General features: G+C 71.7%; 2 protein-coding genes. Both read left to right on the plus strand.

Going from position 1 to position 17,214, the window contains the following annotated elements:
• Positions 1–71: 71 nt before the first annotated feature.
• Entirely contained in the window at positions 72–9,464 is a 9,393-nt protein-coding gene (locus ACLQ3F_RS08425) for a neuraminidase-like domain-containing protein (RefSeq protein ID WP_425847581.1), read from the plus strand.
• A gap of 9 nt (positions 9,465–9,473) precedes the next feature.
• Positions 9,474–17,135: a SpvB/TcaC N-terminal domain-containing protein gene (locus ACLQ3F_RS08430; RefSeq protein WP_425847583.1), complete on the plus strand. Its 7,662-nt coding sequence runs from the start codon at positions 9,474–9,476 to the stop codon at positions 17,133–17,135.
• Positions 17,136–17,214 lie beyond the last annotated feature (79 nt).

The following is a 17,214-nucleotide window of genomic DNA, read 5'->3' on the forward strand; positions in this document are numbered from 1 at the left end:
GCCAGGTAGCCCCCGGCCGCACCGGCGTCAGACAGCCGCCGTCGCCGGCTGCCGGACGATCGGAGATGCTGATGACCACCCCGATGGGCTCGCGCCGGCACCGCCCCAGCGACGACGTCCGGCGGCTGCACACCGCGCTGCTGCGGATGCCCGTCGACATCGCCACCGACGAACTGGTCGACGCCCGGTACGGGCCGTCCACCCGTCGCGGGGTGGCCGAGTTCCAACGGGCGCACAAGCTGCCGGTGACCGGCACGGTGGACGGGGCGACCCGGGACGCGGTGCAGATGGTGCTGGCCGAGCCGCCGTCCCGGTTCGTTGTGGTGGGTCGGGTTCGCTGGGTCGACGGGCAGCCGGCGAACGCTCTGACGGTCGGCGCGTTCGACCGGGACCTGCGCCACGCCGAGCAGCTCGGCGAGGCGACCACCGGGGACGACGGGCTGTATCGCGTCGACTATTCACGCGACCAGTTCACCCGCTCGGAGAAGCAGTCCGCTGACCTGTTCGTCCGGGTGTCCGCTGGTGATCGGCTCCTGTCCGACCCGCCGCTGAGCGCGGTGCTGTTCAACGCTCCCGAGCTGGCCGCGCTCACAGTGGATCTGTCCGGTGGCGGGGACCGGGAACGCAGTGAGTACGAGCGGATCCTCGCCACGATTGTCCCGCTGCTCGGCCAGGTCCCGCTGTACGAGCTGAGGCAGGACGACGAGGTCGAGGACGTGACGTTCCTGGCCGCCGAGACCGGACTGCCCGCGACGGCGCTGGCGCACTTCGGTGTGGCGCAGAAACTGGCCGCGTCCTACAAGCTGCCGGCGGTGTTCGGTTACGCGCTGTTCGCCGAGCGGACGCTGTTGACCACAAGCCGCACCGGTGCCGCGCTCGCCCGGTTCGACGTCGATCTGAACACCGAGCTGCGGCCGCTGTACTACGACATCGCCCTGCTCGACGAGCACACCGTCCGGAACGCCGTCGCCGACGCCGTGCGCCATCGGTACGTTCCCGAGGACCTGCTCGGCGAGCTGGACCGGATCCTCGACATGCTGGCCCGGGTACGGCCGGAGGCCAAGGAGTACGTCGAGCAGGAACGGCCGAAGGTGTTGTACGGGCGGGTGGAACGGTTCCTCGCCGACGGCGCGCACGAGCGGGTCCAGAGTCTCCTCGCCGCCGACGCCGCCGGTGACCTACCTGGGCTGATCGCCCGGCTGGCCGACGCGGCGGCGTTTCCCGACCGGTCGGCCGCCGAGGCGGCCGGCGCGGCGAGCGTGCTGGCCGACGTGCTGGGCTACGACGAGACGATCGTCGACCGGGTCCGCGACCGCGAGGGGATCGAGGGGGCGGCCGACGTACGCCGGCTGGCCCGGCTGGCCCCGGCGGACTGGCGGCGGGTGTTGCGGGACAGCACCACTGATGTCCGGGTCGCCGGTCAGCCGGTCCGGCCGGAGCTGATCGACCTGCACGCCGGCGCGCTGGCCCGCAAGCTGGAGAGGCGCTATCCCACCACGGCCTTCACCGCGCAGCTCGAACGCGACGCGGGCGCCGTGGCCGACACCACAGCCAACGCCGCATCCGGCACCGAAGGCGAACGCCCCGACGGCAGTCCAGATCGGCCCGGCCCCGGTCAACGGGCCGACCCCGACGAGCAGCCCGGCAACGAGGAGCGGGCCAGCGCCGCCGAGCGCGCCTTCGGTGGGCACCGGGACGCGGTGCTCGAACTGCTCACCGCGAATCCGGACTTCGACCTCGCGACCGGCAACGTGGAGCGGCTGCTGCGGGACCACCCCGAGCGGCTGCGGACCGGCCGGCCGGCGCTCAAGGCCGCGCAGCGGATCTTCAAGCTGGCGCCGACCTATCGGCAGACGACGGCGTTGCTGGCGGCCGAAGTGCCGTCGGCGGCTCGGATCCACGCCCTCGGCGAGACGCGGTTCGTGGCCACCGCCGTGGACACCGGCCGATTCACCGACGAGCAGGCCCGGTCGGTGTATCGCCGGGCCGTGGACGTGCACGTGGCGAGCGGGTTGCTGGCCGGTGAGCTTCAAAGCGCGGCGCGGGCGCTGCCGGTCCGGGCACTGGGCGGCTCGGCGGCCCCGGACCTCACCCCTGTCAGCGCAGACTTTCCCAACCTGAGCAGCCTGTTCCAGCTCGCCGACTCCAGCTACTGCGAGCCGTGCCGCAGCGTGCACAGTGCGGCCGCGTACCTGGTGGACGTCCTTCAGTTCCTCGGCAACCGGCTGGTCACCGACGCCGACACGCCGGGTCCGGCCACCAAGGTCGCCCGGGATGTCCTGTACGGTCGCCGGCCGGACCTGGGTGACCTGGATCTGAGCTGCGAGAACACCGACCTTCCGCTGCCCTACCTGGACCTGGTGTGCGAGCTGCTGGAGGAGGCGGTGGCGCCGGACGCGGGCCTGGCGTTCGGGGGCCCGCTGAGCGGCGGCGTCGATCCGGTGGAGGCGCCGTCGGCCGGGCTGCTGAGCCTGTTGCAGGGCCAGGGATGGCCGTTCACCGACCGTTCCCTCGTTTACGAGCCGGACCTGGCTGGGGCCCGAGTGGTACGGGACATCGGCGTGGTGGCCAAGGCGACGCCGGACGGGGCCGGCGGGTGGGTCGTACGCCGATTGCGCCAGACCACCGGCACCGCGCTGGAGTTGGCGGCCGCGCCGCAGTTCGTGAATGCCGCCGCCTACACCCTGCTGGCGGGCAGCCGGTACGCGTTCGCCCTACCGTTCGACCTGGCTCACGAGGAGACCCGCAGCTACTTCGCCCAGTTCGACATGGCTCGGGCCGACCTGATGCGGGCGCTGCGCCGGTCGGCGGGCCCGAGCGACGAGGCCATCGCGGCCGAGGAACTGGGAATCAGCGACGCGCAGCGGCAGTTGGTGGTCACCGCCGACCCGGCCGCTCAGGACGACATCTGGAACACCGCGCCGCTCGGCGCTCTGGGCGGCATCGCCCGGGTGGACAACTTCCTCGCTCGGGCGCGCCTGGATTATCGGGAGTTGACCGAGCTGCTGGCGCTGGCCTGGGTCAATCCCAGTAACGCCATGTTCGTCAAGCACCTGGACACCGGGTCCGACCTCAGCGCAAAGCGGATCCAGCAGCTCACCGACGCGCGCCTGGACCGGATCCACCGGTTCCTGCGCCTGCTGCGCGCGCCGGCCTGCACCGGTTGGACGCCGCCGTTGCTGGACCGGGCGATCCGGGCCGACGCGCTGGGCGGCGGCGCCCTGGACGACGGTCTCCTGGTCGCGGTGGCGGCGCTGCACCGGCTCACGGCGCGGCTGGGGCTGCCGTTGCCCGAGGTGGTCGACCTGTTCGCGCCGCTGGACGAGTCGCGGTACGCCGAGGTGTTCCGCAACACGGCGAACGGCCCGGTCCTCGAGGCGTTCGAGCCGGCCAACGTCCTCGCCAACGAGCAGGCGGAGCTGACCACACCCGGCTCGGGTGCTCCGCTGTCGACGCACGGGGCGTACCTGGCGACCTGCCTGGGGGCCACCACGGCGGACACCGCCCTGCTGGTGGCCGACCTTCCGGCCCCGGCGATCGTCAGCAACGTCGGCCTGCACGCGGTATACGCCGGGACGCTGCTGGCCCGGGCGCTCGGCCTCACCGCCACCGAGTACCTGATCATGAAGGATCTGATCGGGTCGGATCCGCTCACCGCGCCGGCCACCGCGCTGGCCTTCGTCGAGCGGTTCGACGCCGCCCGGGCCGGCACCGGCATCCGCCCGGCTGACCTGCGCTACCTGCTCCGACACGAAGCCGACGACCTGGCCGCGCGGGACCTGCCGGACGAGACGCTGACCGCGGTGCTCAACGGGTTGCAGACCGGCTACCAGAGCGGGTACGCGGCGACCCGACCCGCTGTCGACCCGATGGCGCCCCCCGAGGAGAACCTGCCGGGCATGCGTGCCCTGCTGGCCACCGTGCCCGGGATGACCGAGGCGGACCTGGCCGGCTTCGCCTCGATCGTGGACGGTGGTTGGACCGATGCGGTGACCACCCCGGCGCAGTTCGTCGACGCGAAGCTCGCCGCCCTGGTGGACACCACACCGATCACAGCAGCGATCGTGGCCAGCCCCACCGAGGCCCAGCAGACCACGCTGCTGTTGGCCATCACCACGGCCCTGTCCAGCTACGCGTACACCCGTACCAAGCAGGAGCTGGCGGTTGCGGCGGTGGCCGACACCTTCGGGTTCTCGGCGGACGCCGCCGCGACCGTGCTGGCCGGCGCGGAGCTGACCCGGCCACTGCTCGCAGTGCTCACCGACGACGTGCTGGTGGACCTGGTGAACGAGCCGACGGCGCCGCCGACGGTCACCCCGGCCGGGTTCGACGAGCAGTACCGGGCACTGCGCCTGCTGCACGTCCTGAGCCGACTCGTCGACCACCTGACGGTGCCCGACGCGGATCTCGGCTGGCTGCTGACGAACGCCGGGTCGCTCGGCTGGCTGGCCCCGGACCGGGCGCCCTACCAGACCGGCCGGCCGCCGGCCCCGTTGGCCGAGTGGATCCGGTTGGCCGCCGGGGTCGAGCTGGCCCGCACCTACCCACCGGTGGCGAACCCGCTGGACGCGGCGACGCCGTGGACGGTGTACGGGTTGTTCGACCTGGTCCTGGCGACCGGCACCACCTCCACGCAGGTCCACATCCAGCTGGCGCAGCTCGGTGGCTGGGACGCCACAGTGCTGGCCGACCTGGACACCCACCTCGAACTGTCGGCGATGGACCTCACCGCGTACCGGTCGCCGGCGACGATCCAGCGACTGGCCCGGGCGCTCACCCTGCTGCGCCGGCTGGGCCTACCGGTGGCGGCGGCGGTGCCGCTGGTCCAGCCGGTCACCACGGCGGCCGGGGCGGCCACCATGCGGCAGGCACTGAAGGCGCGCTACGCCGAGGCCGAGTGGTTCGGGGTGCTCCAAGGGGTGCAGGACCGGCTGCGGGTGGCCAAACGGGACGCGCTGGTCGCGTACCTGTTGGCCGAGAACCCGGGGCTGCGCGACACCAATGACCTGTACGACCACTTCCTCATCGATGTCGAGATGGGCGCCTGCATGGCGACGTCGCGCATCGTGCAGGCGCACGCCACAGTTCAGTTGTTCGTGCAGCGCTGCCTGCTGGGCCTGGAGCCGGACAGCGTCGCGGCGGTCACCGAGGATCCGGGTTGGGACCAGTGGAACTGGATGGCCAACTACCGGGTGTGGGAGGCCAACCGGAAGATCTTCCTGTATCCGGAGAACTGGATCCTGCCGGAGTTGCGCGACGACAAGTCGGAGCTGTTCACCGAGCTGGACGACCAGTTGCAGCAGGACGAGCTGACCGACCTGGCGGTGGAGAACGCCACCATCGCGTACCTGGAGAAGCTGGATGACCTGGCGCACCTGGACGTGATGGCCTGCTACTACCAGCACGACAGGCATCTCATGCACGTGTTCGCCCGCACCCGGGGCGGCGACCCGACGGTGTACTACCACCGGCAGTTCGAGCGGGAGCGGTACTGGACGCCGTGGCGGCGGGTGCCGCTGGACATCGCGGGCGACCACCTGCTCGCCTTCGACCGCAACAGCCGGCTCACAGTGGCCTGGCCGGTCTTCACGCAGGAGACGGACACGTCGCAGACCTCCCAGATTCCGGACCCGGACGGCATCCCGCCGGGCGGCACGGAGACGGAGCGGCCGCGCCGGCGGTGGCGAATCCAGCTGGCCATCGGCGAGCGGACGCAGGACCGCTGGCAGCCGAAGAAGATCTCCAAGGACGCGCTGTACTACCCGGCCAGCGGCTACCGGGAGGACCTCCCCGAGGCGGACGAGTTCACCTGCTTCGCGTACGCGGCCGGAGCGGCCGGCCAGGCGATCAGCGTGCTCACCGGCACCGAGTTCGTCGGCTCGTTCGCGTTGACCGGCTGCCGAGGCTATCCGGAGCCGGTGCCGGGCGGCGGTTCCGGCAACCTGCTGCTGTCGCCGGTGTTCAAGGACACCGAACTGCTGGCCGAACGGTTCACCGAACTGGTCTTTCGGGAGCAGAACGACCTGGCGATCAGCACTCCGCTGATGGGCGCGTTCCAGACGCTGGTGGCGCAGACGCCCGGCCGGTTCCGGGTGACGTACCCCATGCAGATGTCGTTGCTCGACTGGATCATCATGCTGCTGGGGCTTGCGCAGAGCGTCCGAGGCGTTCACGACCGCCGACCGGTGCTGCCACTGGGCACCCTGATGCCGTACTTCTACGGCGACTACGACCGTGGTTACGTGATCATCCCGGGCTTCTACGACCGCCGTGCCGAGGACCCGGCGGACCGGATCGAGAAGACGTACAGCGACGTGGACGAGTTCGCCCGCGACGTGTTGGCGCTGCTCACCGAGTGCCTGCGCCGATACGCCGAGGACCCGGCGCACGACCTGGCGGCCGCCGTGCAGGCAATGACCGAGGACGCGGAGTACCACCGGCTGGTCGCCGAGTTCGAGGTCTACGGCACCCTGTCGTACGGGGTGCGGTTCGCGAACTTCTACCACCCGCTGCTGTGTGTCCTGCGGGCCACCGTCTACCGGTCGGGCGTGCCGGCGTTGCTGAGTCGGACCACCCAGCTCACCAACACGGGGTTCGACTTCGCCGCCACCTACCAGCCGGCGCCGGTGGTCGTGTCGCCGTACCCGGTGGAGGACCTGGACTTCGCCGCGGACGGCGCGTACGCGGGCTACAACTGGGAGCTGTTCTACCACCTTCCGTTCGACATCGCGCTGCGGCTCAACCGGGACCAGCGGTTCGCCGAGGCGCGCGACTGGTTCCACCACATCTTCAACCCGGTCGGCACCGCCGACGGCGCCGCCGCCCCGCAGAAGTACTGGGTCACGAAGCCGTTCTTCCAGACCGGAGTGCCCGAGCTGCTCAACCAGCGCATCGGCGACATTCTCACGGCGATCGCGGCCGACCCGTCGGGGGCCAGCATCACCGACCTGAAGTTCGCTGTGGAGCAGTGGCGGGCGAAGCCGTTCAACCCGCACGTGGTGGCCCGCAGCCGGCCGGTCGCCTACCAGCTCGCCGTGGTGGTCAGCTACATCAAGAACCTGGTCGACTGGGGTGACCAGTTGTTCCGGCAGTTCACCCGGGAATCCGTCACCCAGGCCACCCAGCTCTACATCCTGGCCGACAAACTGCTCGGGCCGAAGCCGAGCGTGGTGCCGCCGCTGGTCAGCCCGGCGCCGGCCACCGTCAACCAGCTCCAGGCCTCTGTGGACCTGTTCGGCAACGCGCTGTTGGACCTGGAGAACCTGATCCCCGACCTGGACCTGCTGCCGCACGGCGGGGCGGAACTGCCCAGCCCGCTGAGCTACTCGGCGCTGTACTTCTGCGTCCCGCCCAACGAGGAGATGCTGCGGCTGTGGGACCTGATCGCCGATCGACTTTTCAAGATCCGCAACTGCCAGAACATCGACGGGGTGGAGAGCATGCTCGCCCTGTTCTCACCGCCGATCGACCCGGGGGCACTGGTCCGGGCCGCCGCCGCCGGCATGTCCGTCTCGTCGTTCCTGGCCGGGCTCGGCGCACCACTGCCGAACTACCGGTTCCGGGTGCTGGCCCAGAAGGCCACCGAACTCGTCGGGTACGTCGGTGAGCTGGGCGGCGGGCTGCTCGCGGCCATGGAGAAGCGGGACGCCGAGCAACTCGCCCGGCTGCGCGCCGGCCAGGAGATCGCCCTGCTCGACGCGGTACGGGCGGTCAAGCTCGCCACCATCGCGGAGGCCGAGGGCAACGTCGCGGCGCTGGAACTGAGTCGCAAGGTGGTGGAGGAGCGGCAACGCTACTACGCCGGCCGGCCGTACATGAACGCCTGGGAGATCACCGCCACCACGTTGTCCGGGGCGTCGCTGCTCGGCGAGACCGCGATCATGGTGGGCTACATCCTGTCCGGCGGGCTGAAGCTGATTCCCAACTTCACCGCCGGCGGCGCCGGCTTCGGTGGCTCACCCACTGTGACCCTCACCCTCGGCGGGGACAAGGCCGGTGCCGCCGCCGACTCGGCGGTGATGACCCTGGAGGCGATCGCCCGGGCCCTGGACAAGGCCGCCGGGATGGCCGCCAACCAGGGCGGCTACCGCCGCCGGATGGACGACTGGGAACACCAGGCGGCGCTGGCCGGTCTCGAACTGACCCAGCTCGACCAGCAGCTCCTCACCGGGCGTCTGCACGTGGCCATGCTCACCGACGAGCTGGCGGCGCACGACCGGGAAGCCGACAACGCCCGGGCCACCGAGGAGTACCTGCGCGGCAAGTACACAAACACCGAGCTGTACCAGTGGATGGTGAGCCGGGCCAGCTCGGTCTACTTCGGGGCGTACCAGCTCGCCTTCGACGTGGCGAAGAAGGCCGAGCGGTGCTTCGCCCACGAGTTGGGCAGCGAGGCCACGTTCCTCCAACCCGGCTACTGGGACAGCCTGCGCAAGGGGCTGACCGTGGCGGACGCGCTGCGCCACGACCTGAAGCGGATGGAGGTGGCCTACCTCGACCGGCACAGCCGCGAGCGCGAGCTGACCCGGCACGTCTCGCTGGCACAGCTCGACCCGGCGGCGTTGATCGAGCTGCGGGCCACCGGCAGTTGCGTGGTCAATGTGCCGGAGGCGCTGTTCGACCTGGACCACCCCGGGCACTACTTCCGCCGGCTCCGCACTGTCAGTCTGTCCATCCCGTGCGTGGCCGGCCCGTACACCCCGGTCACCGCGAAGCTCTCCCTGATCGGCAACCGGTACCGGACCGCCACCGCGGCCCGGCAGGCCGCCACCAGCGCCAAGGACAAGTACACCGAGGTTCCCGGCGACGAGCGGTTCGCGTACAACGTGGGCGGGATCGAGTCGATCGCGACCAGCAGCGGCCTCAGCGACAGCGGCATGTTCGAGCTGAACTTCGCCGACGACCGCTACCTGCCGTTCGAGGGCAAGGGCGCGATCGGCACCTGGCGGCTGGAACTGCCGACGGCAGTCCGCCAGTTCGACTACGACAGCATCAGCGACATCATCCTGCACCTGCGGTACACGGCCCGTGACGGCGGCTCGACGCTGCGCGGCCTGGTCGAGGACTCCCTGCGGGAGGTGCTCAACGAGATGCTTGTCGACGCCGGACGGACGGGGCTGTACCAGGCATACAGCCTGCGCCATCACTTCCCGGACGAGTGGTGGCAGCTCACCCAGCAGCAGAGCACCGAGCTGACCATCGGGCCGGAGCACCTGCCGTACCTCGCCCGAGACCACCAGCCGGTGGTGGACCAGGTGACCTGGTACGCCCGGGTGGACGGTGACCCCGGGACGTACGACCTCACGGTGGCCGGTGACCCGGTGACGTTGAACCGGGACGCCGACCTGCACCAGTGCGTGGGTCAGTCCGATCCGCTGGTTCTCGGCACCCCGGTCACGCTGGCGGCCGACCCGGACGGCCTGACCGACCTGGTCGTCCTGCTGCACTACCGGCTCGACGGCTGAGGGGGAGCGGTGACGACCAGCTACCCGGTCGGCGGCGGATCGTGGGGGCCGGGGCCCGGCTCCCGGTGGCGCGGTTCCGCCGACCCGACCGGCGCCGGCGCTCCCGGCGGATCGGGTGGGGCATTCGGACCGGGCGGGCCGCCGACCGACGCGACCGGCGCCGGGTCGCCGCCGGCCGGTCGGGGCGCGACCGGGCCGGGACTCGGCGGACCGGCGATCAGCCTGCCCACCGGCGGCGGCGCGATCCGGGCCATCGGCGAGACGTTCGCCGCCCACCCGGTCACCGGGACCGGCGGCATGTCCGTTCCCATCCCGGTCAGCGGCGGCCGGTCCGGGTTCCAACCCGACCTGACCCTCAGCTACGACTCGGGCACCGGGAACGGCCCGTTCGGCATCGGCTGGCAGGTGCCCGTGCCGGCCATCACCCGGCGCACCGACCGCGGCCTGCCCCGCTACGACGACACCGACACCTTCCTGCTGTCCGGGGAGGACGACCTGGTCCCGGTGCCCGGCGGCACACCGGTCGCCGGGCACACGGTGCAGCGGTTCCGGCCACGGACCGAGGGGGCGTTCGCCCGCATCGAGCGGTGGACCCGGGACTCCGACGGCGACGTGCACTGGCGCACCCTGTCCGGGTCGAACCTGCTGGCCGTGTACGGCCGCGACGGCGGCTCCCGCGTCGGCCTGGGCGGGCGGGTGCACACCTGGCTGCTCTGCGAGACCCGCGACGATCGGGGCAACGCGGTCACCTACACCTACAAGGCCGAGGACACCGCCGGCCTGGACCTGGACCGGCCGCACGAGCGGCACCGCGCCGACCGAAACGTCAACCGCTACCTCAAGTCGGTGCGGTACGGCAACACGGTGCCGCTGCTCGACTCCGACGGCCGGCGCCCGGTGGACCTGACGCCGACCCAGATCGCCGACGCCGGCTGGCTGTTCGAGGTCGTGCTCGACTACGGCGAGCACCACCCGGACACCCCGCTACCTACTGACACCGGGGACTGGACCTGCCGGCCGGACCCGTTCTCCACCTACCGCGCGGGGTTCGAGGTCCGCACCTACCGGCTGTGCCGCCGGATCCTGATGTTCCACCACTTCCCTGACGAGCCAGAGGTGGGCGCGGACTGCCTGGTCCGCGCGGTGGAGCTGGAGTACGCCACCGGGCCGGTGCTGTCCACCCTGGTCGAGGTGACCCAGCGCGGCTACGCCCCGGCCGCCGGCGGCGGGCGCACCAGCGCCGCACTGCCCCCGGTGACCTTCGAATACACACCGGCCACCATCGCAACGACCACCCGGGAACTGGAGCGCGGCAGCCTGGAGAACCTGCCGGCCGGCGTGGACGGACGGACCGAGCTGTGGGTGGACCTGGACGGGGACGGACTCGCCGGGGTGCTGACCGGGCACGACGGTGCCCTCTACTACCGGCCGAACCTCGGCGCCGGCCGGATCGGCCCGGTCGCCGCGCTGCCCACCGTGCCGTCGCTGACCAACCTGGCCGGCGGACGCCAGCAACTGGTCGACGTGAACGGTGACGGACGGATCGAGCTGGTCCAGCTCGGCACCGTACCGGCGGGTTTCGTCCGCCGTACCGACGACGCCGGCTGGTCCGGCTTCCAGCCGTTCCGCGAGCTGCCCGCCGTCGACTGGGCCAGCCCCGACCTGCTGCTGCTGGACCTCACCGGGGACGGCCGTGCCGACCTGCTGATCGCCGGTGACACAGTGCTGGCCTGGCACGAGTCGCTGGCCGAGGCGGGATACGGCCCGGCGCGACCCGCGATCTGGCCCGCCGACGAGGACCGTGGGCCGCGGCTGCTGCGCTCCGATGACCGGCAGAGCATCTTCCTCGCCGACATGTCCGGCGACGGGCTCACCGACCTGGTCCGGGTCCGCGACGGTTCCGTCTGCTACTGGCCCAACGTCGGCTACGGACGATTCGGCGCCGCTGTCGAGATGGACGACGCGCCGTGGTTCACCGGGCTGGACGAGTTCGATCCGGCCCGGGTGCTCCTCACCGACGTGGACGGCACCGGCGTGATGGACCTGTGCTACCTGGGCCGGCGCGAGATCCGGCTCTGGTACAACCAGTCCGGCAACGGCTGGTCGGCCCCCGTCGAGCTGCCCGACCTGCCGCATGTCACGCCCGATTCGACTGTGACAGTGACCGACCTGCTGGGCACGGGCACCGGCTGCCTGGTGTGGTCGTCGCCGCTGCCCGGCGACGCCGCCGGCCCGGTGCGCTACCTGAATCTGGCCGCCGACGGCAAGCCGCACCTGCTCACCCGGGTGGTGAACAACCTGGGCGGCGAGACCACCATCCGGTACGCCACTTCCACCGCCTTCCAGCTGGCCGACCGGCGAGCCGGCCAGCCGTGGGTGACCGTGCTGCCGTTCCCGGTGCAGGTCGTCGAGCGGGTCGAACAGGTGGACCGGATCACCGGGACCCGGCTGGTCACCGGCTACCGCTACCACCACGGGCACTACGACGGCGTCGAGCGGGAGTTCGCCGGCTTCGGCATGGTCGAGCAGATCGACGGCGAGTCGTTCGTGGACCACGTGTTGGGCGTCGAGGCGGTCGACGGGAACCAGGACACCTCGCCCGAGCTGTACCAGCCACCGGTCACCACGAAGACCTGGTACCACACCGGCGCCCCGGTCGACCTGTCCGCCGAGTGGTACGCCGGCCGGCACCTGCCCAGCGAGGAGTTGCCGGCCGGAGTCTCCGCCGCGGAGCTGCGGGAGAGCCGGCGGGCGTTGCGCGGCCTGCCGCTTCGGCAGGAGGTGTACTCGTACGACGGCAGTGCCGCGCAGGAGCACCCGTACGGGGTGGTCGAGCAGACGTACCAGGTGCAGCGGCTGGACGCGCGGGTGTTCGTCGCCGTCGAGCGGGAGGCGGTCAGCCTCTCCTATGACCGGCAGCCGGACGAGCCCCGGATCAGCCACCGGCTCAACCTGGTCCTCGGCCCGTACGGCACCGTCGTCCAGGCTGCGGCGGTGGTCTACGGCCGCACCACGCCCGACCCGGAGCTGCCCGCCGAGGTGACCGCCGAACAGCGACGCCGTCACGTCACGTACGGCGAGCAGTGGTACACCCCGGACATCGACGAGACGCTGCCGGTGCCGGCGTACCGGATCCGCGCCGCGTACGAGGCGGTCGGGCACGAACTGACCGGGTTGGCCCCGGCCGGCCCGCTGTTCACCCGCGCCGAACTGCTCGTCGGGTTCGCCGCGGCCACCCCGATCGGGTACGAGGTTGTGGCCGACGAGGTCGGCGCGCAGCGGCGGTTGCTGTCCCGGTCACAGGTGCGGTTCCGGGACAACGCGCTGGCGCCGCTGCCGGCCGGTCAGTGGGACAGCCTGGGGCTGGGGCACCAGACGTACCAACTCGCCTTCACCCCGGCCGCGCTGACCGCCGGCTACGGCACGGCGGTGACCGACGCGGACCTGGCCGCCGCCGGCTACGTGCACCTCGACGGCGGCCCGGACTGGTGGATCCCGTCCGGCGAGCTGCGCTATCCAGCCGATCCGGCCGCACACTTCTACCTGTCCAACGGGGCCCGGGACGCGCTGGGCATGGCGACGGCGGTCACCTTCGACGGTTACCACCTGCTCACCGAGCGGGTGACCATCGACCAGGCGGCCTGGTCGGTCACCACAGCTGTCAACGACTACCGGGTGCTCGGTCCGAGCCTCGTCACCGACCCGAACGGGCAGCGGCGCGCGGTGCGCTACGACGAGTTGGGCCGGGTGGTGGCCTCGGCGCTGCTCGGCCGGCCCGGCGCCGGGGACGGCGACACGCTCGACGATCCCACGTTGACGTTCACCTACGACCCGTTCAACTGGATGGTCAACGGCCAGCCCGCGTACAGCCGGGGCCGGCACCGGGAACGGCACGGCCCGACCAACCCGCGCTGGTTGGAGAGCTACGAGTACAGCACCGGCACCGGTGGTGTGGCGATCACCAAGTCGCGGGTGCATCCGGGCAGGGCCCTGGAGGTGGGTGAGGACGGGGTGGCCATCGAGGTGGACGCCGACCCGCGCTGGGTCGGCACCGGCCGCACTGTGGTCAACAACAAGGGCAACCCGGTGAAGCGGTACCAGCCCTACTTCAGCACCACCCACGAGTACGAGGACGCGGCGGCGCTGCGCGAGATCGGCGCCACAGCGATTCGCTACTACGACCCGCTGGGCCGGGCCGTGCTGACCCGGTATCCGGACGGCACCCTCAGCCGGGTCGAGTCCACGGCCTGGTCGCACCGGTTGTTCGACGCCAACGACACGGTGCTCGACAGCCAGTGGTACGCCGAGCGGGGCAGCCCCGCCGTGTCCGATCCGGAACCCGCCGACCCGGCCACCCGCGCCGCGTGGCTCGCCGCCAAGCACGCCGACACGCCCTCCGTGATCCACTTCGACAGCCTCGGTCGGGCCGTCTACACGGTGGCCGACCGGGGTGCCGGCCAGCGGTTCGGCGTACGCACCAGGGGAGACCTCACCGGCCGGTCCTCGGACGGGTACGACGCGCTGGGCCGGCACATCGCCAACGCGGCCACCGCCATGCACGGCGCGGGAGTGCGGTCGTGGAGCGCGGAGAAGGGCGAGCGGTGGGTGTTCCAGGATGTGCTCGGCGGGGTGCGCCGGATCTGGGACGAACACGGCCGGACCTTCCGCACGACGTACGACGCCCTGCACCGGCCCGTCGGCGTGTACGTCCGCGAGTCCGCCGGCGCGGAGCGCTGTGTGCAGTACGTGGTCTTCGGCGACCGGCATCCGGACGCGGCGACGCTGGGCCTGCACGGCGTGCCGTACCTGGTGTTCGACCCGGCGGGCCAGGTGCGGGTGCCCGAGGTGGACTTCAAGGGCAACCCGCGCCACGCCGAACGGAGACTCGCCACCGATCACGTCGACGGCCCGGACTGGTCGCCGGTGGCAGCCGCGCCCGACCACGCCGCGCTGCTGGCCGCCGCGGCGCCACTGCTGGAGAGCGAGGTCTTCGGCACCTCCGCCGAGTACGACGCGGTGAACCGCCCGACAGTGGTCACCCTGCCCGACGCCACCGAGCTACGACCGACCTACCTCGAGGGCGGCATGCTGGGCCGGCTCACCGCGCGGCTGCGCGGCCAGGGCGCGGAGGTGGAGTTCCTGTCCGAGCAGGACTACGACGCGCTGGGTCGGCGGCGGTTCGCCCGGCACGGCAACGGGCTGGTCACCGAATACTTCTACGACCCGATGACGTTCCGGTTGGAACGTCTGCTCACCGCCGGGGTGCGCGACCTGCACTACACGTACGACCCGGTGGGCAACCTGACCCGGGTGGCCGAGCCGGGCGCGCCCACCTTCTTCGGCAATGCGGCGGTGCCGGCCGCCAGCGACTACGCGTACGACCCGCTCTACCAGCTGGTCCGTGCGAGCGGGCGGGAGTTGGCCGGGGCGCCCAACGACGCGATCCGCGACCACACCGATGTGCCACCGGCCGGAAGCCTCACCGATCCCGGCGCGGTACGTGCCTACACCGAGGAGTACGAGTACGACCCGCTGGGCAACCTCACAGTGCTCCGGCACCGGTTCCGGACGCAGGCCGGTGTAGGTGCCGGCTGGACCCGGCATCACCGGTACGCGTACCAGGACGACCCGGCCGACGCCACGAACCGGCTGGCCTCCACGAGCCTCCCCGGCGACGCCGACGGTGGCCCCTACTCGTCCCTGTACGCGCACGACGCCGTCGGCAACCTGACCGTCATGCCGCACCTGCCGGCCCTGGAGTGGAACGTCCACGACCAGCTCCGCCGGGTCGACCTCGGCGGCGGTGGCGAGGCCCGGTTCGTCTACGCCGCGAGCGGGCAGCGGCTGCGCAAGGTCGTGGATCGGCCGGGCAGCGTCCAACTCGAATGGATCTTCCTGGGTGCGGTCACCGTGTTCCGCCGACGCAACCGGGTCACCGGCACCCTGCAGCACGAACGGTGGACCACCACGATCGCCGACGACACCGGCCCGGTCGCCCAGGTGGAGGTCAAGACGGTCGACGTCGGCGGCTTCGACCCGGCCAACCCGCTCGGCGTTCCGCTGATCCGTTACCAGCTCACCAACCACCTCGGCTCGGCCGTGCTGGAGACCGACGCGGCCGGAGTGCTCATCTCCTACGAGGAGTACCACCCGTACGGCACTACCGCCTACCGGTACGGCCGGCCGGGCGCCGACCTCAGCCTGAAGCGGTACCGCTTCGGCGGGCACGAGGTGGACGACGAAACCGGCTTCTGCTACGCCGGGGCCCGGTACTACGTGCCGTGGCTGGGACGGTGGGCGAGCAGCGACCCGGGCGGCTTCGTCGACGGGGGCAACCTGTTCCGGTACTGCCGCAACAACCCGGTGGGAATGGTCGACCCGGCCGGGTTCAATCCCACCACGGTCAAGGGGCCGGAAACCCACGACATCTCCATAACGGAGTCCCACTTCACCGGGTCCGAGAACCCCACAGTGGAGGACTTCCGCCGCTACCTCAGCAGCCACGGCGCGACCCTCGACCCACGGATCAACAACAAGAACTCGGTCATCTACTACCAGGCCAACGTCACCCTCAACCTGGAGGGGGGCAACTGGTCCGAGCACCCGGGCGGCACCTGGGTGCTGCACGCCGTACTGCCGCCCCCGGCACCACCGAAGCCGAAGCCGGCGCCGCCTCCGCCACCACCGGAGCCGCCACCGGCCGAGCCGCCGCCACCCACGCCGGCCCCGCCACCCGAACCGCCGCCGGCCGCGCCGCCGGCCGACTCCGGCGGCGGCAAGGCTCCGGCCGCACCCGGCGCCGTCGGCGGGGCCGCCGCGCACACCGCGCCCGCCGCCGAGAAGTTCATCTGGAACTTCAAGTTCAAGGGCGGCCGGGGGACGTTCCGCGGCAACATCCTCGAATGGCTGTACGGCATGCCGTGGCGCGACAACACGGCGGACTTCGACCTGGAGACCAGCACCACGGTCAAGCAGATCAAGTCAACCGACCGGTACCGCAAGGCCGGTGACATCGCCCGGGAGGCGACCCGGGACGCGGATGCCGCGATCCAAGCCAACCCGAGCGGCACCATGGCCGGCAAGCGATCTCAGGCCGTCATCATCACCGAGACCGACGCGCCGGCCAGCGCCGGAAACGCGATCCGCACTGCCACCAACCCGGGACGCGGCCGGGATATCCCGGCCAGTGCCACGGCGCCGGAGCACGTGCGCGGGCTGCCGGGCCGGACCGGCATGCTCGGCAAGGGGCTCAGTGTCCTCGGCTTCGGCCTGTCGGCGTTCGCCCTGTGGGGCGACTACCAGCACGGCGACTGGGAGATGGGCGTCGGTGACGCGCTCGGCGCGGTCGGCGGTGGCCTGGAGCTGTACGCCATCGCCGTGCCCGGTGCCACTGTCGCCACCGTCAGCGCGATGACCGCCGGACTGGTGATCGGTGGCATCGGTCTGGCAGCCGTCTCGTACGTCAGCATGAACCGGGCCGCCGAGGCCGGCGACACGCCGGGGGTGGTGGCCGGTGGCGTCGGCATCGGGGCGGGTCTGGCCATCGCCGCGGGTGCCATCGGCATCGCGGCCGGCAGCGTGGTGATCGCTCCGGTCGTGCTCGTCGTCGGCATCGTCGCCGCCATCGGCGTGGGAATCTTCCACGCGGGCCGTTACTTCGACTGGTGGTGACCTCAGCGTCGACAGTAGGTTTGCCACACCCTTCGGCCCGGCTGACCGTCCGCGCGGTTGCCGTCCTGCCGCGGCCACG

This window comes from Micromonospora sp. DT15 (assembly GCF_049841475.1).
GTDB lineage: Bacteria > Actinomycetota > Actinomycetes > Mycobacteriales > Micromonosporaceae > Micromonospora.